Genomic DNA, 21,621 nt, shown 5'->3' with positions numbered 1-21,621 from the left:
TTCATCGGTAATCGGAGACAATGGTAAAATGTTTGGAAAATCTGCTCCATAACAGACTTTCTGTTAAATGAACATCCTGTATAAGGTTTTTTTATGAAAAGCCTTTTTTCTATTTTATAACTATAAATAATTGCTTTCCCGCCGATGAAAGAGATACAATATCATTCCATCTATACGAAGGAAGGTGTGTGTTTATTCTTTATGATTACCCTTGTGCGGTTTGTCCGGCATGTTTAGTAGTTGGATAATTTGGCAGGATTTATTCACAATTTATGATCCGAAAAACGGGACTGAAGAATAGTATTTGTTTCAGTTTGTGTTTTTCTAATATAAATAGTTATTTTTCAGGAACACTCATGAAAAATGCTTGATTTGAGAGGTGAAGCAGTTGACAGGTCAACTAGTTCAATATGGACGGCACCGCCAACGCAGGAGCTATGCGCGCATCAGTGAAGTATTGGAATTACCAAATCTGATTGAAATCCAAACCGCTTCTTATCAATGGTTTTTAGAAGAGGGGTTGCGTGAAATGTTTCAGGACATTTCACCGATTGAAGATTTCACAGGAAACCTATCATTGGAATTTGTTGACTACAGTTTAGGTGAGCCTAAATACCCTGTTGATGAATCGAAAGAAAGAGATGTGACGTATAATGCTCCGCTTCGTGTGAAGGTTCGTTTAATTAATAATGAAACCGGTGAAGTAAAAGAGCAGGAAGTATTTATGGGAGACTTTCCGTTGATGACGGACACAGGTACATTTATTATCAACGGGGCAGAGCGTGTTATTGTATCACAGCTTGTTCGTTCTCCTAGTGTCTATTATAACGAAAAAATTGATAAGAACGGAAAAAGAGGCATCACAGCAACAGTGATTCCGAACCGTGGCGCATGGCTTGAATTTGAAACAGATGCCAAAGATGTCGCTTATGTCCGAATTGACCGAACACGCAAATTGCCAATTACCGTGTTATTACGTGCGCTTGGATTTGGTACAGATCAGGAAATCGTGGATCTGATAGGTGAAAACGAATATCTTAAAAACACCTTGGATAAAGACAATACGGAAACAACGGAAAAAGCGTTACTGGAAATCTACGAGCGGTTGCGTCCAGGTGAACCACCTACCGTTGATAATGCGAAAAGTCTATTGGTCTCCCGTTTCTTTGACCCTAAGCGTTACGACTTGGCAAATGTTGGCCGGTATAAGATGAACAAAAAGCTGCACATCAAAAATCGTCTATTTAACCAAGTACTTGCCGAGACAGTTGTTGATCAAGAAACTGGTGAAGTTTTGGCACAAAAAGGTGATAGATTAGAACGCAAATTACTAAACAAGCTAATTCCCCATCTGGAAAAAGAAGAGGGAATGCTTGGTGAACAGACGCTGGAGCCGCATGATGGTGTGCTGGAGGATCCAATCCGTGTTCAATCAGTAAAAATTGTGGATCCGACAGACCCGAGTGGTGAACGGGAATTACATGTTATTGGGAATGCAGGAATTGAAAAAGCGGTAAAAAATATCATGCCAGCTGATATTTTATCAGCTATCAGCTATTTCTTTAATTTATTGCATCAGGTAGGCGATACAGACGATATTGATCACTTGGGCAACCGCAGATTACGTTCTGTTGGTGAATTGCTGCAAAACCAATTCCGCATTGGTTTGTCACGGATGGAACGTGTTGTCCGGGAGCGGATGTCCATTCAGGACACATCAAGTATTACACCACAGCAATTAATTAATATACGCCCGGTTATTGCATCGATCAAGGAGTTTTTTGGCAGCTCGCAGCTATCACAATTTATGGATCAAACCAATCCGTTAGCTGAGCTGACACATAAGCGTCGTTTGTCAGCACTTGGTCCTGGTGGTTTAACCCGTGAACGTGCAGGCATGGAAGTGCGTGACGTGCATTATTCCCACTACGGCCGTATGTGCCCGATTGAAACGCCAGAAGGACCGAATATCGGGTTAATTAACTCGTTGTCAAGTTATGCAAGAGTAAATACATTTGGATTTATTGAGACACCATATCGCCGTGTTGATCCTGATACAGGGAGAGTAACGTCGCAAATTGATTATTTGACTGCAGATGAAGAGGATAACTATGTTGTTGCACAGGCAAACGCCCAGTTAACCGATAACGGAAGCTTTGCGGATGAGGAAGTTATTGCTCGTTTCCGCGGGGAAAACACTGCCGTACCAAGGGACCGTATCGATTATATGGACGTATCGCCAAAACAAGTAGTCTCAGCCGCAACAGCGTGCATTCCGTTTTTGGAAAATGATGATTCAAACCGTGCGCTAATGGGTGCTAACATGCAGCGACAAGCAGTACCATTGATGAATCCGGAAGCACCGATTGTCGGAACTGGAATGGAATATGTTTCAGGGAAGGACTCTGGCGCTGCGATCATCTGCCGCCATTCCGGAATTGTCGAACATGTGGAGGCGAAAGAGGTACATGTCCGCCGCGTATCAGACGTAGACGGGAAGGAAGTTAAAGGTGATTTAGACCGGTATAAACTACAGAAGTACATCCGTTCCAACCAGGGAACATGCTATAACCAGCGTCCGATTGTTCGTGCCGGAGACCGCGTGACAAAAGGCGAGATCCTGGCAGACGGTCCGTCAATGGAAGACGGGGAACTGGCTCTTGGTCGTAATCCGTTGGTTGCCTTTATGACGTGGGAAGGCTACAACTATGAAGATGCGATCATTATGAGTGAACGCCTTGTTAAAGATGATGTATATACATCCATCCATATTGAAGAATATGAATCGGAGGCTCGTGATACGAAGCTGGGACCGGAGGAGATCACCCGGGATATCCCCAATGTTGGGGAAGAAGCATTAAAGAACCTTAACGAACAAGGCATTATCCGAATCGGTGCAGAAGTCACTGACGGTGATATTTTGGTTGGGAAAGTAACACCAAAGGGCGTGACTGAATTATCCGCTGAGGAACGTTTGCTTCACGCAATTTTCGGAGAAAAAGCTCGAGAAGTCCGTGACACATCATTAAGAGTACCACATGGAGCCGGCGGAATTGTGCTGGATGTGAAGATTTTCAACCGTGAAGACGGTGATGAATTACCACCGGGCGTTAATCAGCTTGTTCGTGCCTATATTGTCCAAAAACGTAAAATTCACGAAGGCGACAAAATGGCTGGACGTCACGGTAATAAAGGGGTTATTTCCAAAATATTACCAGAAGAAGATATGCCATTTTTACCTGACGGAACTCCGGTTGACATCATGCTTAACCCATTAGGTGTCCCATCGCGAATGAATATTGGACAGGTGTTTGAATTGCATCTGGGTATTGCTGCCAGAAGATTAGGGATTCATGTAGCAACACCGGTATTTGATGGCGCGACAGAAGAGGATGTCTGGGAAACACTGGAAGAAGCAGGGATGCCCAAGGATGCCAAAACAGTTTTGTATGACGGAAGAACAGGCGAACCGTTTGATAATCGGGTTTCCGTCGGAGTCATGTATATGATTAAACTGGCACATATGGTTGACGACAAACTGCATGCCCGTTCAACAGGTCCATACTCGCTTGTTACGCAGCAGCCGCTTGGTGGAAAGGCGCAATTCGGTGGACAGCGTTTCGGTGAGATGGAGGTCTGGGCACTTGAAGCGTATGGTGCCGCATATACCCTTCAGGAAATTTTAACGGTTAAATCTGATGATGTTGTCGGGCGTGTGAAAACATACGAAGCGATTGTCAAAGGTGACAATGTGCCTGAGCCCGGTGTGCCTGAGTCATTCAAAGTACTAATTAAAGAACTTCAAAGTCTCGGGTTGGATGTCAAGATTCTCTCCAGTGACGAAAAGGAAATTGAAATGCGTGAAATTGAGGAAGAAGACACACAAGCAGCAAGCAAGCTTAACCTGGAAGTCGAACAAAATTAAGAACGGAGTGTTGGCTCCTAACTCGAGCCGGCATCTCCTGTTTTACTATAGAATGTGTTCAAAAGGAGAAAAAATGGCCGGGACTGGCAACTGTCGTAATGTCAACAGCCATAGCCAACAGTAGCTCGTCCTGTCACGTTAAAGTTCGAGGCGGTGGGGTTTCGATTGTGGTGAAACAAGCCGACGAGCTTCCATAGGATGTGGTGACTTCAGCTCAGCGCTGACACAGGACATGTCGGTACTTAGTCGAAGATCCCCTATCCTGGTGTGTCATTTTTACCGGACTTTTTGAACATCCTCTATAAATGGCAAATTCGGACACGAAAAGGGAGGTAGACCCCTTGCTAGATGTAAATAACTTTGAGTATATGAAAATCGGTTTAGCTTCATCGGAGAAAATACGTTCTTGGTCATACGGTGAGGTCAAAAAGCCGGAGACAATTAACTACCGTACATTAAAGCCAGAAAAGGATGGGCTTTTTTGTGAGCGGATCTTCGGGCCAACAAAAGACTGGGAATGTCATTGTGGAAAATATAAGCGAGTACGCTATAAAGGTGTGGTCTGTGACCGTTGTGGTGTTGAAGTTACAAAAGCCAAGGTACGTCGTGAACGGATGGGGCACATAGAACTTGCTGCGCCGGTATCACATATTTGGTATTTCAAAGGAATTCCAAGCAGAATGGGACTTGTGCTGGATATGTCACCTCGTGCGCTGGAAGAAGTTATCTATTTTGCTGCGTATATTGTAACCGAACCAGGCAGTACACCGTTGGAAAAGAAACAACTATTGTCGGAGAAAGAATACCGTACTTATTACGATAAATATGGCAAATCTTTCAAGGCGCAAATGGGTGCTGAAGCAATTCGCAAGCTTCTTGAAGATATCGATCTTGAGAAGGAAGCAGATATGTTAAAAGAAGAGCTTAAAACTGCACACGGACAGCGACGGACGCGTGCAATCAAGCGTTTAGAAGTGATTGAGGCATTCCGTAATTCAGGTAATGAACCTTCATGGATGGTAATGGATGTATTACCTGTAATACCACCGGAAATCAGACCAATGGTTCAACTTGACGGAGGTCGTTTCGCCACCTCTGATCTAAATGATTTGTATCGTCGTGTCATTAATCGTAACAACCGGCTGAAACGGTTATTGGATCTGGGTGCTCCAAGCATTATTGTACAGAATGAAAAAAGAATGCTTCAGGAGGCAGTTGATGCATTAATCGATAACGGGCGCCGTGGTCGTCCGGTTACAGGCCCAGGTAACAGACCATTAAAATCGCTATCCCATATGTTAAAAGGAAAACAAGGACGTTTCCGTCAAAACCTGTTAGGAAAAAGGGTTGATTATTCCGGCCGTTCCGTTATCGTTGTTGGTCCGCATCTAAAAATGTATCAATGTGGTCTCCCTAAGGAGATGGCAGTGGAATTATTTAAGCCTTTCATCATGAAAGAGCTTGTTGAAAAAGGATTAGCACATAACATTAAATCAGCGAAGCGAAAAATTGAACGTGTCCATCCAGAAGTGTGGGATGTACTGGAAGATGTGATTAAAGAACATCCAGTATTGCTTAACCGTGCACCAACACTGCACCGTCTGGGTATTCAAGCATTTGAACCGACATTGGTCGAAGGGCGGGCTATTCGTTTACATCCGCTTGTATGTACAGCATACAATGCCGACTTTGACGGTGACCAGATGGCGGTACACGTACCATTATCTGCTGAAGCACAAGCAGAGGCACGTATTTTAATGCTCGCTGCACAGAATATTTTAAATCCAAAAGATGGGAAACCAGTCGTTACACCATCACAGGATATGGTTTTAGGTAACTATTATCTAACGCTTGAACGCGAAAATGCGATTGGTGAGGGTACTGTATTCCGAGACATTAATGAAGCACTGCTATCCTACCAAAATGGTTTTGTGCATTTGCATACGAGGATTGCTGTGCATGCATCAAGTGTAAACAATAAAACCTTTACAGAAAAACAACAAAATCAGTTGCTCCTAACAACAGTAGGCAAATTGATTTTTAATGAAATTTTATCCGATTCGTTTCCGTATATAAACGAACCAACCAAAACGAATTTGGAAATTCGTACTCCGGAGAAATATTTCGTGGAAAGCGGAACGGATATCAAGGAAGAGATTAAAAAACGTGATCTTATCAAACCATTTAAAAAAGGATTCCTTGGTGATATTATTGCGGAAGTATTTAAGAAATTTAAAATCAGTGAAACATCGAAAATGCTTGACCGCATGAAGGATCTTGGTTTCAGTTACTCCACAAAGGCAGGAATGACCGTTGGTGTATCGGATATTGTGGTGTTAAAAGAAAAAGAAGAAATTCTTGAAGAAGCACAGAATAAGGTAGATAACGTGTTAAAACAGTTCCGCAGAGGGTTAATTACGGAAGAGGAGCGGTATGATCGTGTTATCGCCATTTGGTCACAAGCGAAGGATAACATTCAGGATAGATTAATGGAGTCATTGGATAATCGAAACCCTATCTTCATGATGAGTGATTCCGGGGCTCGGGGTAATGCTTCCAACTTCACACAGCTTGCAGGTATGCGCGGTCTGATGGCTAACCCGGCCGGCCGTATTATCGAATTGCCGATCAAATCAAGCTTCCGTGAAGGACTAACGGTGCTGGAATACTTTATTTCGACGCACGGAGCAAGAAAAGGCTTGGCTGATACAGCATTGAAAACAGCCGACTCCGGATACCTGACACGCCGTCTTGTCGATGTAGCGCAAGATGTCATTGTCCGTGAAAATGACTGTGGAACCGATCGTGGCTTAACGGTAACAGCATTAATGGATGGTACCGAAATGATCGAGCCACTTATTGACCGCCTAATTGGCCGAACCGCATTCGAAACAGTTCGCCATCCGGAAACAAATGAGGTCATTGTTGAGTATGATACAGTGATGTCAGAGGATCAGGCCAAACAAATTGTGGAAGCGGGTATCGAGCAAGTAACGATACGAACAGCATTTACATGTAATACAAAGCATGGTGTATGTAAAAAATGCTACGGTCGTAACCTGGCAACCGGGGCTGAAGTTGAGGTTGGGGAAGCGGTAGGAATTATCGCTGCACAATCCATTGGTGAGCCTGGTACCCAGCTAACGATGCGTACATTCCATACTGGTGGGGTTGCCGGAGACGATATCACCCAAGGTCTTCCGCGTATCCAGGAACTTTTTGAAGCCCGTAATCCAAAAGGGCAGGCAGTCATTACAGAAATTTTTGGAACGGTTAAAGAAATTAAAGAAGTGAAAGACAAACAGGAAATTGTTATTCAAGGTGAAGTAGAAGAAAAGTCTTATGCAGTACCGTACAATGCGCGACTTAAAGTGTCTCTCGATGATGAAGTTATTGCCGGACAGGAGCTGACAGAAGGTTCTGTTGATCCGAAAGAGCTTCTTCGTGTTCAAGGAGTTGAAGGTGTACAGGATTATCTATTACGTGAAGTTCAACGCGTATACCGCATGCAAGGGGTAGAAATTGGTGATAAGCATGTAGAGGTAATGGTACGGCAAATGCTTCGTAAAATTCGTATTATGGATAATGGAGATACCGACGTATTGCCTGGTTCATTACTTGAATTCCATCAGTTTAAAGATGCGAACTATCAGGTCTTAAAAGAGGGCAAGCAACCTGCTGTAGGCAAACCTGTTTTACTCGGAATTACGAAAGCTTCATTAGAAACTGACTCGTTCCTATCTGCCGCGTCCTTCCAGGAAACAACTCGTGTCCTGACAGATGCTGCAATAAAAGGAAAACGTGATGAACTTCTGGGACTGAAGGAGAACGTCATTATTGGCAAACTTGTTCCAGCTGGGACAGGAATTGACCGGTACCGCAAAATTGAAGCGGCTCTGGATGAACCACAAGAGGAAGTACAAGAAGAGGAAGCAGTACAGTAAATATTAATGGATGAAGAACAAGTGATGGAGTAATCGGAAGCACAAAAGTTTGTTAATGTTGTTGACATTAAAAAAAGACAATGATAATATATTCAAGGTGCTTCCGATTATACTTGTTTGCTTTGGAGGATATATGGATGTCTTATGAAAAAGTAACTCAGGTTCGATCACGCTTAATAATCGGTGTAAAGCAGACGCTTAAAGCCATGAGAAATGGCACCATAAGTGAAGTGCTTATTGCAAATGATGCAGATCAGCACATGACACAAAATGTGGTGAATGTTGCTGAGGAACTTGGTATTCCCGTCGAGCGTGTAGATTCGATGAAAAAACTTGGGACAGCTTGCGGAATAGATGTCGGTGCATCGACCGTAGCAATTAAACGAGATTAGTTTTGGTGAGGGGCCCCTCACGAAAGCTTTGTTTTTTGCTAAAAAATGAACCACCTGGATATGTGGTATTACGGAATACACGAACATTGGTGGTTTTCATGATCTATTTTTACTCAGATCGTACTTGGAAAGGAGGAAAAAATATGCCAACAATTAATCAGCTTGTACGCAAAGGCCGTGTGAGCAAGACAAAACAATCTGACTCACCAGCACTTAACAAAGGATATAATAGCTTTAAAAAATCTTTGACAGATCAATCATCTCCACAAAAACGTGGTGTATGCACTCGTGTTGGTACATTAACACCAAAGAAACCGAACTCGGCGCTTCGTAAATATGCACGTGTTCGTTTATCAAACAACATTGAAGTAACTGCATACATTCCAGGAATTGGGCACAACCTGCAAGAGCATAGTGTTGTACTAATTCGTGGTGGTCGTGTAAAAGACTTGCCAGGTGTTCGTTACCATATTGTTCGTGGTGCACTTGATACTGCAGGTGTTGAAGGACGTGCACAAGGACGTTCTAAATACGGCACGAAAAAACCGAAAAAATAAACAGCATGATAGAGAGATGCAGATTCAGGAAAGGAGGGGGACATATGCCACGTAAAGGACCAGTACCTAAACGCGATGTCTTGCCGGATCCACTATACAAATCAAAATTAGTAACTCGTTTAATCAATCAAATTATGGTTGACGGAAAACGGGGGAAAGCACAAAAGATTCTTTATAATGCATTTGAACTTGTTGGTGAACGAAGCGGGCAAAATGCAATGGAAGTATTTGAACAAGCGATGAAAAACGTTATGCCGGTACTTGAAGTACGTGCACGCCGTGTTGGTGGCTCAAACTACCAGGTACCAATGGAAGTACGTCCGGAACGCCGTCAAGCATTGGGGCTGCGTTATATCGTTAACTACTCACGCCTGCGCGGAGAGAAAACAATGGAAGAACGTCTTGCAAATGAAATTTTGGATGCATCAAACAATACTGGTGCATCTGTTAAAAAACGTGAAGAAATGCATAAGATGGCAGAAGCAAACAGAGCATTTGCTCACTATCGCTGGTAAAACCTTACTAAAAGTTTTAGACAGGAAGGAGAAGAATACATGGCAAGAGAGTTCTCCTTGGAAAAGACACGCAATATTGGTATTATGGCTCATATCGATGCAGGAAAAACCACAACGACAGAGCGTATTCTTTTCTACACAGGACGTATTCATAAAATTGGTGAAACACATGAAGGTGCTTCCCAAATGGACTGGATGGAACAGGAGCAGGAACGCGGAATTACCATTACTTCCGCGGCAACAACTGCCCAATGGAAAAACCATCGTATCAACATTATCGATACACCGGGGCACGTAGACTTTACAGTTGAAGTTGAGCGTTCATTGCGTGTACTTGATGGTGCAGTAACAGTTCTTGATGCACAATCAGGTGTTGAGCCACAAACAGAAACAGTGTGGCGCCAAGCTACAACATACGGTGTACCACGTATTGTGTTTATTAATAAAATGGATAAAATCGGTGCAGATTTCTTGTACTCTACAGGCACACTAAAGGACAGATTGGGTGCAAATGCCCATCCGGTTCAGCTGCCAATTGGTGCAGAGGACGATTTTGAAGGGATTATCGACCTTATTGCAATGGAAGCCTATTATTATGAAGATGATTTAGGTACACGTGCTGAGTCGCGTGAGATTCCTGCGGAGTATAAGGATAAGGCGGAAGAGCTTCGCGATTCATTAGTTGAGGCTGTATCAGAAATTGATGAAGACTTAATGATGAAATATCTTGAAGGCGAAGAAATCTCTAATGATGAATTAAAAACCGCAATTCGTAAAGCAACATTAGCTGTTGAATTTTACCCGGTATTCTGTGGTTCAGCATTTAAGAATAAAGGTGTTCAATTAATGCTTGATGGTGTGCTTGATTACCTGCCAGCACCAACAGATGTACCGCCGATTGAAGGGATCCTTCCAGATTCAGAGGAAAAAGTAACTCGTCCATCAGACGATAATGCGCCATTCTCAGCATTGGCATTTAAAGTCATGACAGATCCATACGTTGGTAAGTTAACATTCTTCCGCGTATACTCGGGTACATTGGATTCGGGCTCATATGTGAAAAACTCTGTAAAAGACAAACGTGAACGCGTGGGACGTATTCTACAAATGCACGCCAATTCACGTCAAGAGATCTCAACGGTCTATTCCGGTGAAATTGCTGCAGCAGTTGGTTTGAAAGATACTGGAACAGGGGATACGCTTTGTGACGAAAAAGATTTGGTAATCCTAGAATCAATGGAATTCCCGGAACCGGTTATCTCCGTCGCCATCGAACCTAAAACAAAGGCTGACCAGGATAAAATGGGAATTGCACTTGGAAAACTAGCTGAGGAAGATCCAACATTTAAAACGGAAACAAACGCTGAAACCGGTCAAACAATTATTTCCGGTATGGGTGAACTTCACCTTGATATCATCGTTGACCGTTTGAAACGGGAATTCAAGGTTGAAGCAAATGTTGGTGCTCCGCAAGTTGCGTACCGTGAAACTTTCCGTGCTGGCGCTGATGTTGAAGGTAAGTTCATCCGGCAATCAGGTGGTCGTGGACAATACGGACATGTTTGGATCAAATTTGAGCCAAACGAAGAGGGAGCAGGCTTTGAATTTGAGAATAAAATTGTTGGTGGGGTCGTTCCGCGAGAATACATTCCAGCCGTTGAGGCGGGAGTTAAAGAAGCGATGGAGAACGGTGTGCTGGCTGGCTATCCGTTAATTGATGTAAAAGCATCATTGTTTGACGGAAGCTATCATGATGTTGACTCTAACGAAATGGCATTTAAAATTGCTGCCTCAATGGCACTGAAAGCAGCAAAAAACAAATGTCAGCCAGTTCTTCTTGAGCCGATTGAGAAGGTTGAAATTACGATTCCTGAAGAATACATGGGTGACATCATGGGTGACGTCACATCCCGCCGTGGACGCGTGGAAGGTATGGAAGCGCGTGGACCTGTCCAAATGATTAAAGCATTTGTACCACTTTCCGAAATGTTTGGTTATGCAACAGCATTACGTTCAAACACACAAGGCCGTGGACAATACACCATGCATTTTGATCATTATGAAGAGGTACCAAAAAGCATCTCGGAAGAAATTATCAAAAAAAATGCTGGTGAATAATTGATTTTTTGATAAATCTAAAGTATAACTTTAGTGAAGGCTAGGAAATAACGATACAATGTTATTTCCCGGCTGTAAAAATACTTAAAAACGTTCACTTAATTAAAGGAGGAAATATAAATGGCTAAAGAAAAATTCGATCGCTCGAAAAGTCATGTAAACATTGGAACAATCGGTCACGTTGACCATGGTAAAACGACGTTAACTGCTGCAATCACTACTACATTGCACAAAAAATCTGGTAAAGGTACTGCAATGGCTTATGATCAAATCGACGGTGCGCCAGAAGAAAAAGAACGTGGAATTACAATCGCAACATCTCACGTTGAATATGAAACAGATACTCGTCACTATGCGCACGTTGACTGCCCAGGACACGCTGACTATGTTAAAAACATGATCACTGGTGCTGCACAAATGGACGGTGCTATTCTAGTAGTATCTGCTGCTGATGGCCCAATGCCACAAACTCGTGAACATATCCTCTTGTCACGTAATGTTGGGGTACCTGCAATCGTAGTATTCCTTAACAAATGTGACATGGTTGACGATGAAGAACTATTAGAATTGGTTGAAATGGAAGTTCGTGATCTATTAACTGAATATGACTTCCCTGGTGATGATGTACCGGTAATTAAAGGTTCTGCACTAAAAGCGCTTGAAGGCGATGCAGACTATGAAGCTAAAATTTTTGAATTAATGGATGCTGTTGATGAATACATCCCAACACCAGAACGTGACAATGACAAACCATTCATGATGCCTGTTGAGGACGTATTCTCAATCACTGGACGTGGTACGGTTGCAACTGGTCGTGTAGAACGCGGTCAAGTTAAAGTCGGTGACGAAGTTGAAATTATCGGACTTAACGAAGCACCAGGAAAAACAACGGTAACTGGTGTAGAAATGTTCCGTAAGCTGCTTGACTATGCTGAAGCTGGTGACAACATTGGTGCACTTTTACGTGGTGTATCCCGTGAAGACATCAATCGTGGCCAAGTGTTAGCTAAACCAGGTTCGATTACACCGCATACTAACTTTAAAGCAGAAGTTTATGTATTATCAAAAGAAGAAGGTGGACGTCATACACCATTCTTCGCAAACTATCGTCCACAATTCTACTTCCGTACAACAGATGTAACTGGAGTAATCCAACTTCCAGAAGGAGTAGAAATGGTAATGCCTGGTGACAACATCGAAATGACTGTTGAGCTTATTTCACCAATCGCTATTGAAGACGGTACTCGTTTCTCTATCCGTGAAGGCGGACGTACTGTTGGATCAGGCGTAGTAACAACAATTGAAAAATAATCGTGTTAGTAAAATGCAGGTAGCGTGACGACGCTGCCTGCATTATTTTTTGCTGGAATTATCCTAAACATACAATATTTGATCTTTGGTTGTCCTCTAAAAGATTATTGCTTTTCTCAAGAAATGAATATTAATTTGTAGTTGATATAAACTGCGACGTAATGAAATTTTCGAGTGCCTCATACGGCCGCTCCGGAAAAACACTGCGCTTTCCGTGGGGGCTGATGAGCCTTGAGCCTCCTCGTGCTGACGCACTGCGGGGTCTCATCTAGGCCTCTGCTCCCACAGGAGTCTCCGTGTTTTTCCTCCGCTGGGATAGTATTTGTTCATCAATAATTAGCGATTGTAATAAATGAAATTCTTGTGTGAACAGCTAAAACAGTCCGGGTGAGCGGAGGGCGGTGACTCCTGCGGAAACAGCACGAGTCCGAAGACCCCGCAGAGTGGTTTTCTCTAGGAGGCTGAGGCCGTGCCCGCGGAAAGCATCCGCCCGGAGTGATCCCGGACGGCGGCAACAGCACATACCTAATCGGAAATCACCCTCCCTTACGTCGCAATATATCAATAACAACAAACTGCACCAAATGAGTCCTAATTTCCAATCGTCAAATTTCCCAACAAAAAAATCCTCTGATCCCTTGCAATCACTAGAAAAAGTTTGTATAATACATAAATGTGCAATCTGATAGTATATTACCAAAAAAGGTTGCATTGGCCGCGTTTTTTCTATATAATAAGAACGTTGGTCACAAAAGGCGATGATGTGAAAGGTTGTTGACACACCCGGCCCCTTTGCCATGGCGAGTGGGTTAAGAAATTTTCACGGAGAATGTCTATTATAAAATGGGCGTAAAGGAGGGAAAATAATGGCAAAAGAGAAGATAAGAATCCGTTTAAAGGCGTATGATCACCGTATTTTGGATCAGTCCGCAGAAAAAATTGTAGATACTGCGAAACGTTCTGGAGCAGCTGTTTCCGGTCCAGTTCCTTTACCTACAGAAAAATCTGTTTATACGGTGTTGCGTGCGGTGCATAAATACAAAGATTCACGTGAGCAATTTGAAATGCGCACACATAAACGGTTAATCGACATTGTTAATCCAACACCACAAACGGTTGATTCGTTAATGCGACTTGACTTACCATCCGGTGTGGATATTGAAATTAAACTATAATAAAGGATGTACAAATAGGAGGTGTAACGGATGGCGAAAGGAATCTTAGGTCGTAAAATCGGCATGACTCAGCTTTTTTCTGAGGACGGAGAATTGATCCCTGTAACAGTAATTCAGGCTGAGCCAAACGTAGTCTTACAAAAGAAAACATTAGAAAATGATGGATATAAAGCACTGCAGATCGGTTTTGCTGATGAAAAGGAATCACGTACAAATAAAGCGGAAAAAGGTCATGCTGAAAAAGCAAACACAACCCCTAAGCGCTACGTTCGTGAAATCCGTAACGCGGATCCTGATGAATATGAAGTAGGTCAGGAAATTAGCGTAGAAGTATTTCAGTCCGGCGATAAAATTGATGTAACTGGAACTTCAAAAGGGAAAGGGTTCCAAGGCGTAATTAAACGCCACAACCAACAACGCGGACCAATGAGCCACGGATCTCATTTCCATAGAGCCCCGGGTGCAATGGGTGATATTGATCCAATGCGAGTTTTTAAAGGGAAAAAACTGCCAGGCCAAATGGGTGGCGAACAAGTAACGATCCAAAACCTTGAAGTAGTTAAAGTAGATGCAGAACGCAATCTATTATTAATTAAAGGAAATGTTCCTGGTGCAAAAAAATCATTCGTAAAAGTCACGAGTGCAATAAAGGCTAACTAATCATAGATACGAAGGGAGGATATGTCATGCCTAAAGTAGCACTATTTAAACAAGACGGTACTCAAGCGGGAGATATGGAATTAAATGATTCTGTTTTTGGTATTGAACCAAACACTCACGTATTACACGAAGCCGTCGTCATGCAGCGTGCATCAATAAGACAAGGTACGCACGATGTGAAAAATCGGTCTGAAGTACGCGGCGGTGGTCGCAAACCGTGGCGTCAAAAAGGAACTGGCCGTGCCCGTCAAGGTTCGATTCGTTCACCACAATGGGTAGGCGGCGGAACAGTCTTTGGCCCGACACCACGCAGCTACAGTTATAAATTACCGAAAAAGGTTCGTCGCTTGGCACTTAAGTCTGCATTGTCTTCTAAAGTTAAAGAAGAAAATCTGGTAGTTCTGGACAGCATTGCAATCAATGCACCTAAAACAAAAGAAGTAGTTAAAATGTTAGATGCACTAAATGTTGGCACAAAAGCATTAATTGTTACTGCTGAAAAAGATGAAACAGTAATCCGTTCAGCTAATAATCTTCAGTCAGTAAAAGTAATTACTGTAGAAGAAGTGAATGTATTAGACTTGCTTATGCATGACAAGCTGATTCTGACGAAGGATGCGGCTGAAAAAGCAGGGGAGGTGCTTGCATAATGAAAGATCCACGTGATATTATTAAGCGCCCTGTCATTACGGAGAATTCTGCCGACTTAATGGCTGAGAAAAAATATACATTCGAGGTAAGCCCCAAAGCAAACAAAACAGAGATCAAAGATGCTGTTGAACTTGTTTTTGGAGTGAAGGTCGAAAAGGTAAATACAATGAATCAAAAAGGTAAATTCAAGCGAATGGGCAGATATGGCGGATACCGTCCGAATCGCAAAAAAGCTATCGTACAGCTTTCAGAGGATAGTAAAGAACTAGACTTCTTTGAAGGCTAAGAAAGTTAAGTGAAGGAGGGAAAACAAGATGGCGATTAAAAAATTCAGACCAACTTCAAATGGTCGACGTAATATGTCAGTATCGGATTTTGCCGAGATCACGACAGACAAACCAGAGAAATCCCTGTTAAGCCCGTTGTACAAACGTGGTGGCCGTAATAACCAAGGGAAATTGACTGTTCGTCATCAAGGCGGTGGTCACAAGCGTCAGTACCGGATTATTGACTTCAAACGTGATAAAGATGGAATACCAGGACGCGTTGCTACTGTTGAGTATGATCCAAACCGCACTGCAAATATTGCATTAATTCATTATGCTGATGGGGAAAAACGTTATATTTTAGCTCCGAAAGGACTTAAAGTAGGACAACAAGTGGAATCAGGTAAAAATGCTGATATTAAACTTGGAAATGCACTCGCATTACAAGATATTCCCGTTGGTACCGTAATTCACAATATTGAATTAAAGCCAGGAAACGGTGGGCAATTAGCTAGATCTGCTGGTGCTGAGGCACAAATTCTTGGTCGTGAGGGTAAGTATAGCCTGGTTCGTTTAGCTTCCGGAGAAGTTCGTTTAGTCCTTTCAACTTGCCGTGCAACAATTGGTCAAGTCGGCAACTTGGAACATGAGCTTATCCGTGTTGGTAAAGCAGGTCGTGCGCGCTGGTTAGGCAAGCGCCCAACTGTACGCGGATCTGTTATGAATCCAAACGATCACCCGCATGGTGGTGGTGAAGGACGCGCGCCAATCGGCCGTAAATCACCAATGTCACCTTGGGGTAAACCTACACTTGGATATAAAACGCGTAAACGCAATAAGCCGACAGATAAATTTATCGTTCGTAAGCGTAAAAAATAACGGAATAATGGACGGGAACTACAGCCCCGTCTCTTAATTGCGAAAGGAGGTTTATCCATGGGTCGCAGCTTAAAAAAAGGACCTTTTGCAGATGACCATCTAATGAAAAAGATTGAGAAGTTAAATGAGGATGACAAAAAACAAGTAATAAAAACTTGGTCTCGTCGTTCCACAATATTCCCTACTTTTGTTGGGCATACAGTTGCTGTTTATGACGGACGTAAACATGTTCCAGTTTATATAACAGAAGATATGGTCGGACATAAATTAGGTGAATTCGCGCCAACCCGTACGTATAAAGGGCACGCTGGCGATGATAAGAAAACAAAACGCTAATGAGAGGAGGCACTCTACATGCAAGCTAAAGCCGTTGCGAAATCCGTTCGTATTGCTCCTCGTAAAGTACGTTTAGTCATAGATTTAATTCGAGGAAAAAATGTTGGTGAGGCAATTGCAATTTTGCGTCACACCAGGCGCGGTGCTTCTCCAGTCGTAGAAAAGGTTCTTAACTCTGCAATTGCAAACGCAGAACACAACTACGAGATGGACACTGATAATTTAGTGGTATCGGAAGCATTTGTAAACGAAGGTGCTACATTGAAACGTTTCCGTCCACGTGCACAAGGACGCGCAAGCAAAATTAACAAACGCACAAGCCACATTACAGTGGTTCTAACAGAAAAGAAGGAGGGATAGTCAGTGGGTCAAAAAGTAAATCCAACCGGTCTTCGTGTCGGTATCATTCGTGACTGGGAGTCAAAATGGTATGCTGGCAAAGACTATGCAGACTTACTACATGAAGATATTAAAATCAGAGAATATCTTGAAAATCGATTGCGTACAGCTGCTGTTTCTTCTATCGAAATTGAACGTGCAGCAAACCGTGTAAATATTACAATTCATACTGGTAAACCTGGTATGGTAATTGGAAAAGGCGGTTCAGAAGTAGAAGCTCTGCGCAAATCATTAAACAGCTTGACTGGCAAACGTGTTCATATTAACATTGTTGAAATTAAAAAAGTCGATTTGAATGCAACATTGGTTGCTGAAAATATTGCTCGTCAATTAGAAAACCGTATCTCTTTCCGCCGTGCGCAAAAACAAGCAATTCAACGTGCGATACGTGGAGGAGCAAAAGGAATCAAAACTCAAGTTTCTGGACGTCTAGGCGGTGCAGATATCGCTCGTGCGGAACATTACAGTGAAGGAACCGTACCACTGCACACATTGCGTGCTGATATCGATTATGGTACAGCGGAAGCAGACACTACTTATGGAAAACTAGGTGTCAAAGTGTGGATTTATCGTGGAGAGGTCCTTCCAACAAAAACGAATAAATAAGGAAGGGGGCAGATGCATTATGTTAATGCCTAAACGTGTAAAATATCGCAGACAACATACCGGTCGTATGAAAGGCCGTGCAAAAGGTGGAACATCAGTAACATTCGGTGAATATGGTTTGCAAGCACTTGATGCTTCTTGGATTACAAGCCGTCAAATCGAGGCAGCCCGTATTGCTATGACACGTTACATGAAACGTGGTGGTAAAGTTTGGATCAAAATTTTCCCAGACAAACCATACACGAAAAAGCCACTTGAAGTTAGAATGGGTTCCGGTAAAGGTGCTCCTGAAGGCTGGGTAGCTGTAGTGAAGCCAGGAAAGATCATGTTTGAAATCGCTGGTGTACCTGAAGAAGTGGCACGTGAAGCATTGCGTCTTGCTTCTCATAAACTGCCGGTTAGAACAAAATTCGTAAAACGTGAAGAAATTGGTGGTGAAATCAATGAAGGCTAACGAAATCAGAGAACTAACCACTGCCGAAATTGAACAAAAAGTGAAAGCTTTAAAAGAGGAATTATTTAATTTACGCTTTCAACTAGCAACCGGACAATTGGAAAACACTGCACGAATCCGTGAAGTTAAAAAGTCTATTGCGCGTATGAAAACAGTTGTACGCCAACGTGAAATCAGCGTAAATAACTAACTGAAACAAGAGAGGAGGCAGCCTAAAGCATGACAGAACGTAATAATCGTAAAGTATACACAGGCCGTGTTGTATCAGATAAGATGGATAAAACAATAACTGTTTTAGTTGAAACGTATAAATTTCACAAATTATACGGTAAGCGTGTTAAATACTCGAAGAAATTCAAAACACATGATGAAAATAACCAGGCAAAAACGGGTGACATTGTTCGCATCATGGAAACTCGTCCGCTTTCAGCTACGAAACGTTTTCGTTTAGTTGAAGTCGTAGAAGAAGCGGTTATTATCTAATTAAAGTTCGCTCGGAAGGTATTCCGAAGGGAGGTCTAAAAGCGTATGATTCAACAAGAAACTCGCTTAAAAGTTGCAGATAACTCTGGTGCACGTGAAGTTTTAGCAATTAAAGTATTAGGCGGTTCAGGACGTAAAACGGCTAATATTGGTGATGTTATTGTTTGCTCGGTCAAACAAGCAACACCAGGAGGCGTTGTTAAAAAAGGCGAAGTGGTTAAAGCTGTTATTGTTCGCAGTAAATCAGGTATGCGCCGCAAAGATGGATCGTATATTCGTTTTGATGAAAATGCTGCCGTAATCATCCGTGATGACAAAAGTCCAAGAGGTACACGTATCTTCGGACCAGTTGCTCGTGAATTACGTGATGCAAAATTCATGAAAATCGTATCTCTAGCTCCAGAAGTTTTATAAAGCGAAAATGTTAAGCCTTGTCAAGGAGGTGCGTCAAGCATGCATGTAAAAAAAGGTGATAAAGTAAAAGTCATTTCCGGTAAAGACCGCGGAAAACAAGGTACTATATTAGAAGCATATCCGAAAAAAGAACGTGTACTTGTTGAAGGAATTAACATGATTAAAAAACACGCCAAGCCTTCTCAAGATAATCCACAAGGTGGGATCCTCAATCAGGAAGCACCAATTCATGTTTCTAATGTAATGCCAATCGACCCTAAATCCGGTGAACCAACTCGAGTTGGCTATGAAGAACGTGACGGCAAAAAGATCCGCATCGCTAAAAAATCCGGTGAAGCGTTAGATAAGTAATTTGCAGGCGAAAGGAGGGCGCTCGTGATGAATCAACTTAAACAAAAATATCAGGATGAAGTATTACCATCCTTGATGAATAAATTCAATTATGAATCCGTCATGCAAGTACCAGCAATCGAAAAAATCGTTATTAATATGGGTGTTGGTGATGCAGTTGCAAACTCAAAAGCATTGGATAGTGCAGTTGAAGAACTAGCTTTAATTTCTGGGCAAAAGCCGGTGGTAACCCGTGCCAAGAAATCAATCGCTGGCTTCCGTCTCCGTGAAGGAATGCCAATCGGTACAAAAGTTACGCTTCGTGGTGAACGGATGTATGAATTCCTGCAAAAGCTTATTGCGGTTTCATTACCACGTGTACGTGACTTCCGAGGAATCTCAAAAAAAGCTTTTGATGGCCGCGGTAACTACACATTAGGTGTAAAAGAACAGCTGATTTTCCCAGAAATTAATTATGACAAAGTAAACAAAGTGCGTGGTATGGATATTGTTATCGTAACAACATCCAATACCGATGAAGAAGCGCGTGAACTGTTGGCTCAGCTAGGCATGCCTTTCCAAAAATAGTCTTTAAGAGCTAATAAAAGGAGGGAAAATGGTGGCTAAAAAATCAATGATTGCGAAACAAAAACGTCCACAAAAATATCAAGTACGTGAATACACACGTTGTGAGCGCTGTGGCCGTCCACATTCTGTAATTCGTAAATTTAAATTATGCCGTATTTGTTTCCGTGAACTTGCCTATAAAGGTCAAATTCCTGGTGTCAAAAAAGCAAGCTGGTAAACCCCGTTTCGGGAAGGAGGTAATGAGTAATGGTTATGACAGATCCAATCGCAGATATGCTAACTCGTATTCGTAATGCTAACATGGTAAAACATGAAAAGTTGGAGCTTCCAGCATCCAAAATAAAAAAAGAGATCGCTGATATCCTGAAACGTGAAGGATTCGTGCGTGATTATGAATTCATTGAAGATAACAAACAAGGTCTATTGCGTATTTTCCTTAAATACGGTGCAAATAGCGAACGAGTAATTACAGGTATCAAACGTATCAGTAAACCAGGGCTGCGTGTTTATGCAAAAGCAGACGAAGTGCCACGTGTACTAAACGGTTTAGGCATCGCAATCGTATCAACATCCAAAGGTGTGCTATCTGACAAAGAAGCACGCACGCAAGCTGTTGGTGGCGAAGTTATTGCCTATGTCTGGTAATGAACATTTTTGAATTAAGGAGGTGCATGGAATGTCTCGTATAGGACTGAAGCCAATACAAGTTCCAGATGGTGTGGAAGTTAAATTTGATGGAAATACCGTTACAGTAAAAGGTCCAAAAGGTGAACTAGCCAGAAGTTTCGATAGTGATATGAAAATTGTTATGGAGGATAACGTTATAACAATTGAACGACCAAGTGATCATAAGGATCACCGTGCATTACACGGAACAACCCGCAGCCTGATCGCCAACATGGTTGAAGGAGTTTCGAAAGGATTTGAAAAGAAACTCGAAATTATTGGGGTTGGATATCGTGCACAAAAACAAGGGAATAAAGTTGTGATTAGCGCAGGGTACTCCCATCCAGTAGAAATCGAACCCGAAGATGGTATTGAAATTGACGTTCCTAAAAACACTCAATTGACTGTTAAAGGGATTGATAAGGAATTGGTTGGTGCTGTTGCTTCAAACATCAGAGCCATTAGACCACCTGAACCGTATAAAGGGAAAGGTATTCGCTATGAAGGTGAATATGTACGTCGTAAAGAAGGTAAAACTGCTAAGTAAGGTTAGTTAGGGTAGAGAAAGGAGTGACCTAAATGATCACAAAGCCTGACAAAAATGTGGTACGCAAAAAAAGACATATGCGAGTTCGTAAAAAACTGTTTGGAACTGAACAGCGCCCGCGTCTAAACGTGTACCGTTCAAATAAACACATTTACGCACAATTAATTGATGATACAAAAGGTCTTACATTAGCAAGTGCTTCTACGAAAGACAAGGAATTAACACTAGAAGCTTCCGGCAATGTAGAAGCTGCTAAACAAATTGGTGAATTGATCGCAAAACGTGCTCAGGATAAAGGTTTCAAATCAGTTGTGTTTGATCGCGGAGGCTACCTTTATCATGGTCGTGTAAAAGCTTTGGCAGATGCTGCAAGAGATGCAGGTCTTGAATTTTAATCGATAAAGG

Annotated in this window: 25 protein-coding genes; all 25 read left to right on the top strand. The window is 42.4% G+C overall.

Annotation, left to right across the window (positions count from 1 at the left end):
* The first annotated feature begins 388 nt into the window (after positions 1-388).
* The 25 genes from rpoB (at position 389) to rplR (ending at position 21,611) form a co-directional block, all read left to right on the top strand.
* Positions 389-3,925: a DNA-directed RNA polymerase subunit beta gene (gene rpoB / locus IEX12_RS14480; protein ID WP_188725418.1), complete on the top strand. Its 3,537-nt coding sequence runs from the start codon at positions 389-391 to the stop codon at positions 3,923-3,925.
* Between the two features lie 341 nt (positions 3,926-4,266).
* The gene (gene rpoC / locus IEX12_RS14475; protein WP_155554880.1) at positions 4,267-7,869 is read left to right on the top strand and encodes a DNA-directed RNA polymerase subunit beta'; all 3,603 of its coding nucleotides are present in this window, start codon (positions 4,267-4,269) and stop codon (positions 7,867-7,869) included.
* Between the two features lie 137 nt (positions 7,870-8,006).
* Positions 8,007-8,261, top strand: a complete 255-nt coding sequence (locus tag IEX12_RS14470; protein WP_155554881.1) for a 50S ribosomal protein L7ae-like protein — start codon at positions 8,007-8,009, stop codon at positions 8,259-8,261.
* A 143-nt stretch (positions 8,262-8,404) separates the two neighbouring features.
* Positions 8,405-8,818, top strand: a complete 414-nt coding sequence (gene rpsL, locus IEX12_RS14465) for a 30S ribosomal protein S12 (RefSeq protein WP_088051820.1) — start codon at positions 8,405-8,407, stop codon at positions 8,816-8,818.
* Positions 8,819-8,862: 44 nt separating this feature from the next.
* On the top strand, positions 8,863-9,333 hold the full coding sequence (gene rpsG / locus IEX12_RS14460; RefSeq protein WP_088051821.1) for a 30S ribosomal protein S7: 471 nt from the start codon (positions 8,863-8,865) through the stop codon (positions 9,331-9,333).
* A 39-nt stretch (positions 9,334-9,372) separates the two neighbouring features.
* On the top strand, positions 9,373-11,451 hold the full coding sequence (fusA, locus tag IEX12_RS14455) for an elongation factor G (RefSeq protein ID WP_155554882.1): 2,079 nt from the start codon (positions 9,373-9,375) through the stop codon (positions 11,449-11,451).
* Positions 11,452-11,571: 120 nt separating this feature from the next.
* Positions 11,572-12,762, top strand: a complete 1,191-nt coding sequence (gene tuf / locus IEX12_RS14450; RefSeq protein WP_088051823.1) for an elongation factor Tu — start codon at positions 11,572-11,574, stop codon at positions 12,760-12,762.
* 866 nt (positions 12,763-13,628) lie between these two features.
* The gene (gene rpsJ, locus IEX12_RS14445; RefSeq protein ID WP_088051824.1) at positions 13,629-13,937 is read left to right on the top strand and encodes a 30S ribosomal protein S10; all 309 of its coding nucleotides are present in this window, start codon (positions 13,629-13,631) and stop codon (positions 13,935-13,937) included.
* Between the two features lie 30 nt (positions 13,938-13,967).
* Positions 13,968-14,597, top strand: coding sequence for a 50S ribosomal protein L3 (gene rplC, locus IEX12_RS14440; RefSeq protein WP_088051825.1), 630 nt, complete (start codon positions 13,968-13,970; stop codon positions 14,595-14,597).
* Positions 14,598-14,623: 26 nt separating this feature from the next.
* Positions 14,624-15,247: a 50S ribosomal protein L4 gene (rplD, locus tag IEX12_RS14435; protein ID WP_088051826.1), complete on the top strand. Its 624-nt coding sequence runs from the start codon at positions 14,624-14,626 to the stop codon at positions 15,245-15,247.
* Entirely contained in the window at positions 15,247-15,534 is a 288-nt protein-coding gene (gene rplW / locus IEX12_RS14430) for a 50S ribosomal protein L23 (protein WP_088051827.1), read from the top strand. Before rplD ends, rplW begins: the two co-directional genes overlap by 1 nt.
* A gap of 28 nt (positions 15,535-15,562) precedes the next feature.
* Positions 15,563-16,393 carry a 50S ribosomal protein L2 gene (gene rplB / locus IEX12_RS14425; protein ID WP_088051828.1) on the top strand — a complete coding sequence of 277 codons (831 nt, stop codon included), beginning with the start codon at positions 15,563-15,565 and terminating at the stop codon, positions 16,391-16,393.
* A 57-nt stretch (positions 16,394-16,450) separates the two neighbouring features.
* Positions 16,451-16,729, top strand: coding sequence for a 30S ribosomal protein S19 (rpsS, locus tag IEX12_RS14420; protein WP_088051829.1), 279 nt, complete (start codon positions 16,451-16,453; stop codon positions 16,727-16,729).
* A gap of 18 nt (positions 16,730-16,747) precedes the next feature.
* The gene (gene rplV / locus IEX12_RS14415) at positions 16,748-17,089 is read left to right on the top strand and encodes a 50S ribosomal protein L22 (protein ID WP_088051830.1); all 342 of its coding nucleotides are present in this window, start codon (positions 16,748-16,750) and stop codon (positions 17,087-17,089) included.
* Positions 17,090-17,092: 3 nt separating this feature from the next.
* Positions 17,093-17,734: a 30S ribosomal protein S3 gene (gene rpsC / locus IEX12_RS14410; RefSeq protein ID WP_088051831.1), complete on the top strand. Its 642-nt coding sequence runs from the start codon at positions 17,093-17,095 to the stop codon at positions 17,732-17,734.
* A gap of 19 nt (positions 17,735-17,753) precedes the next feature.
* Complete coding sequence (gene rplP, locus IEX12_RS14405; RefSeq protein WP_088051832.1) at positions 17,754-18,188, top strand: 50S ribosomal protein L16; 435 nt, start codon at positions 17,754-17,756, stop codon at positions 18,186-18,188.
* The gene (gene rpmC, locus IEX12_RS14400) at positions 18,178-18,378 is read left to right on the top strand and encodes a 50S ribosomal protein L29 (RefSeq protein ID WP_088051833.1); all 201 of its coding nucleotides are present in this window, start codon (positions 18,178-18,180) and stop codon (positions 18,376-18,378) included. The genes rplP and rpmC overlap by 11 nt, the downstream gene beginning before the upstream one ends.
* 29 nt (positions 18,379-18,407) lie before the next feature.
* Positions 18,408-18,671: a 30S ribosomal protein S17 gene (gene rpsQ / locus IEX12_RS14395; protein ID WP_088051834.1), complete on the top strand. Its 264-nt coding sequence runs from the start codon at positions 18,408-18,410 to the stop codon at positions 18,669-18,671.
* A gap of 45 nt (positions 18,672-18,716) precedes the next feature.
* A complete protein-coding gene (gene rplN, locus IEX12_RS14390) occupies positions 18,717-19,085 on the top strand; it encodes a 50S ribosomal protein L14 (RefSeq protein ID WP_088051835.1) in 369 nt (122 codons plus the stop codon).
* A gap of 39 nt (positions 19,086-19,124) precedes the next feature.
* Positions 19,125-19,436, top strand: a complete 312-nt coding sequence (rplX, locus tag IEX12_RS14385) for a 50S ribosomal protein L24 (protein WP_088051836.1) — start codon at positions 19,125-19,127, stop codon at positions 19,434-19,436.
* A 27-nt stretch (positions 19,437-19,463) separates the two neighbouring features.
* Positions 19,464-20,003, top strand: a complete 540-nt coding sequence (gene rplE / locus IEX12_RS14380; protein ID WP_088051837.1) for a 50S ribosomal protein L5 — start codon at positions 19,464-19,466, stop codon at positions 20,001-20,003.
* Positions 20,004-20,034: 31 nt separating this feature from the next.
* Positions 20,035-20,220 carry a type Z 30S ribosomal protein S14 gene (locus IEX12_RS14375; protein WP_019375521.1) on the top strand — a complete coding sequence of 62 codons (186 nt, stop codon included), beginning with the start codon at positions 20,035-20,037 and terminating at the stop codon, positions 20,218-20,220.
* 29 nt (positions 20,221-20,249) lie between these two features.
* On the top strand, positions 20,250-20,648 hold the full coding sequence (gene rpsH / locus IEX12_RS14370) for a 30S ribosomal protein S8 (RefSeq protein WP_088051838.1): 399 nt from the start codon (positions 20,250-20,252) through the stop codon (positions 20,646-20,648).
* Positions 20,649-20,679: 31 nt separating this feature from the next.
* Positions 20,680-21,216 (top strand): 50S ribosomal protein L6, encoded by a 537-nt coding sequence (gene rplF / locus IEX12_RS14365; RefSeq protein WP_088051839.1) that lies wholly within the window; start codon positions 20,680-20,682, stop codon positions 21,214-21,216.
* A 32-nt stretch (positions 21,217-21,248) separates the two neighbouring features.
* Positions 21,249-21,611 carry a 50S ribosomal protein L18 gene (rplR, locus tag IEX12_RS14360; protein ID WP_088051840.1) on the top strand — a complete coding sequence of 121 codons (363 nt, stop codon included), beginning with the start codon at positions 21,249-21,251 and terminating at the stop codon, positions 21,609-21,611.
* Positions 21,612-21,621 lie beyond the last annotated feature (10 nt).

It is taken from the genome of Lentibacillus populi (assembly GCA_014642895.1).
GTDB lineage: Bacteria > Bacillota > Bacilli > Bacillales > Amphibacillaceae > Lentibacillus_C > Lentibacillus_C populi.
This window is presented reverse-complemented; position numbering and strand designations above follow the sequence as displayed.

Excerpts from the sequence above, each read along its gene's own strand:
- rplN (WP_088051835.1), top strand. The coding sequence starts at position 18,717 with ATGATTCAACAAGAAACTCGCTTAAAAGTTGCAGATAACTCTGGTGCA.
- rplD (WP_088051826.1), top strand. The coding sequence starts at position 14,624 with ATGCCTAAAGTAGCACTATTTAAACAAGACGGTACTCAAGCGGGAGAT.
- tuf (WP_088051823.1), top strand. The coding sequence starts at position 11,572 with ATGGCTAAAGAAAAATTCGATCGCTCGAAAAGTCATGTAAACATTGGA.
- rpsL (WP_088051820.1), top strand. The coding sequence starts at position 8,405 with ATGCCAACAATTAATCAGCTTGTACGCAAAGGCCGTGTGAGCAAGACA.
- IEX12_RS14470 (WP_155554881.1), top strand. The coding sequence starts at position 8,007 with ATGTCTTATGAAAAAGTAACTCAGGTTCGATCACGCTTAATAATCGGT.
- rpsJ (WP_088051824.1), top strand. The coding sequence starts at position 13,629 with ATGGCAAAAGAGAAGATAAGAATCCGTTTAAAGGCGTATGATCACCGT.
- rplB (WP_088051828.1), top strand. The coding sequence starts at position 15,563 with ATGGCGATTAAAAAATTCAGACCAACTTCAAATGGTCGACGTAATATG.
- rplF (WP_088051839.1), top strand. The coding sequence starts at position 20,680 with ATGTCTCGTATAGGACTGAAGCCAATACAAGTTCCAGATGGTGTGGAA.
- rpsS (WP_088051829.1), top strand. The coding sequence starts at position 16,451 with ATGGGTCGCAGCTTAAAAAAAGGACCTTTTGCAGATGACCATCTAATG.
- rplC (WP_088051825.1), top strand. The coding sequence starts at position 13,968 with ATGGCGAAAGGAATCTTAGGTCGTAAAATCGGCATGACTCAGCTTTTT.
- rplX (WP_088051836.1), top strand. The coding sequence starts at position 19,125 with ATGCATGTAAAAAAAGGTGATAAAGTAAAAGTCATTTCCGGTAAAGAC.
- fusA (WP_155554882.1), top strand. The coding sequence starts at position 9,373 with ATGGCAAGAGAGTTCTCCTTGGAAAAGACACGCAATATTGGTATTATG.
- rpsG (WP_088051821.1), top strand. The coding sequence starts at position 8,863 with ATGCCACGTAAAGGACCAGTACCTAAACGCGATGTCTTGCCGGATCCA.
- rpsH (WP_088051838.1), top strand. The coding sequence starts at position 20,250 with ATGGTTATGACAGATCCAATCGCAGATATGCTAACTCGTATTCGTAAT.
- rplR (WP_088051840.1), top strand. The coding sequence starts at position 21,249 with ATGATCACAAAGCCTGACAAAAATGTGGTACGCAAAAAAAGACATATG.
- rplW (WP_088051827.1), top strand. The coding sequence starts at position 15,247 with ATGAAAGATCCACGTGATATTATTAAGCGCCCTGTCATTACGGAGAAT.
- rplP (WP_088051832.1), top strand. The coding sequence starts at position 17,754 with ATGTTAATGCCTAAACGTGTAAAATATCGCAGACAACATACCGGTCGT.
- rplE (WP_088051837.1), top strand. The coding sequence starts at position 19,464 with ATGAATCAACTTAAACAAAAATATCAGGATGAAGTATTACCATCCTTG.
- rpsQ (WP_088051834.1), top strand. The coding sequence starts at position 18,408 with ATGACAGAACGTAATAATCGTAAAGTATACACAGGCCGTGTTGTATCA.
- rplV (WP_088051830.1), top strand. The coding sequence starts at position 16,748 with ATGCAAGCTAAAGCCGTTGCGAAATCCGTTCGTATTGCTCCTCGTAAA.
- rpmC (WP_088051833.1), top strand. The coding sequence starts at position 18,178 with ATGAAGGCTAACGAAATCAGAGAACTAACCACTGCCGAAATTGAACAA.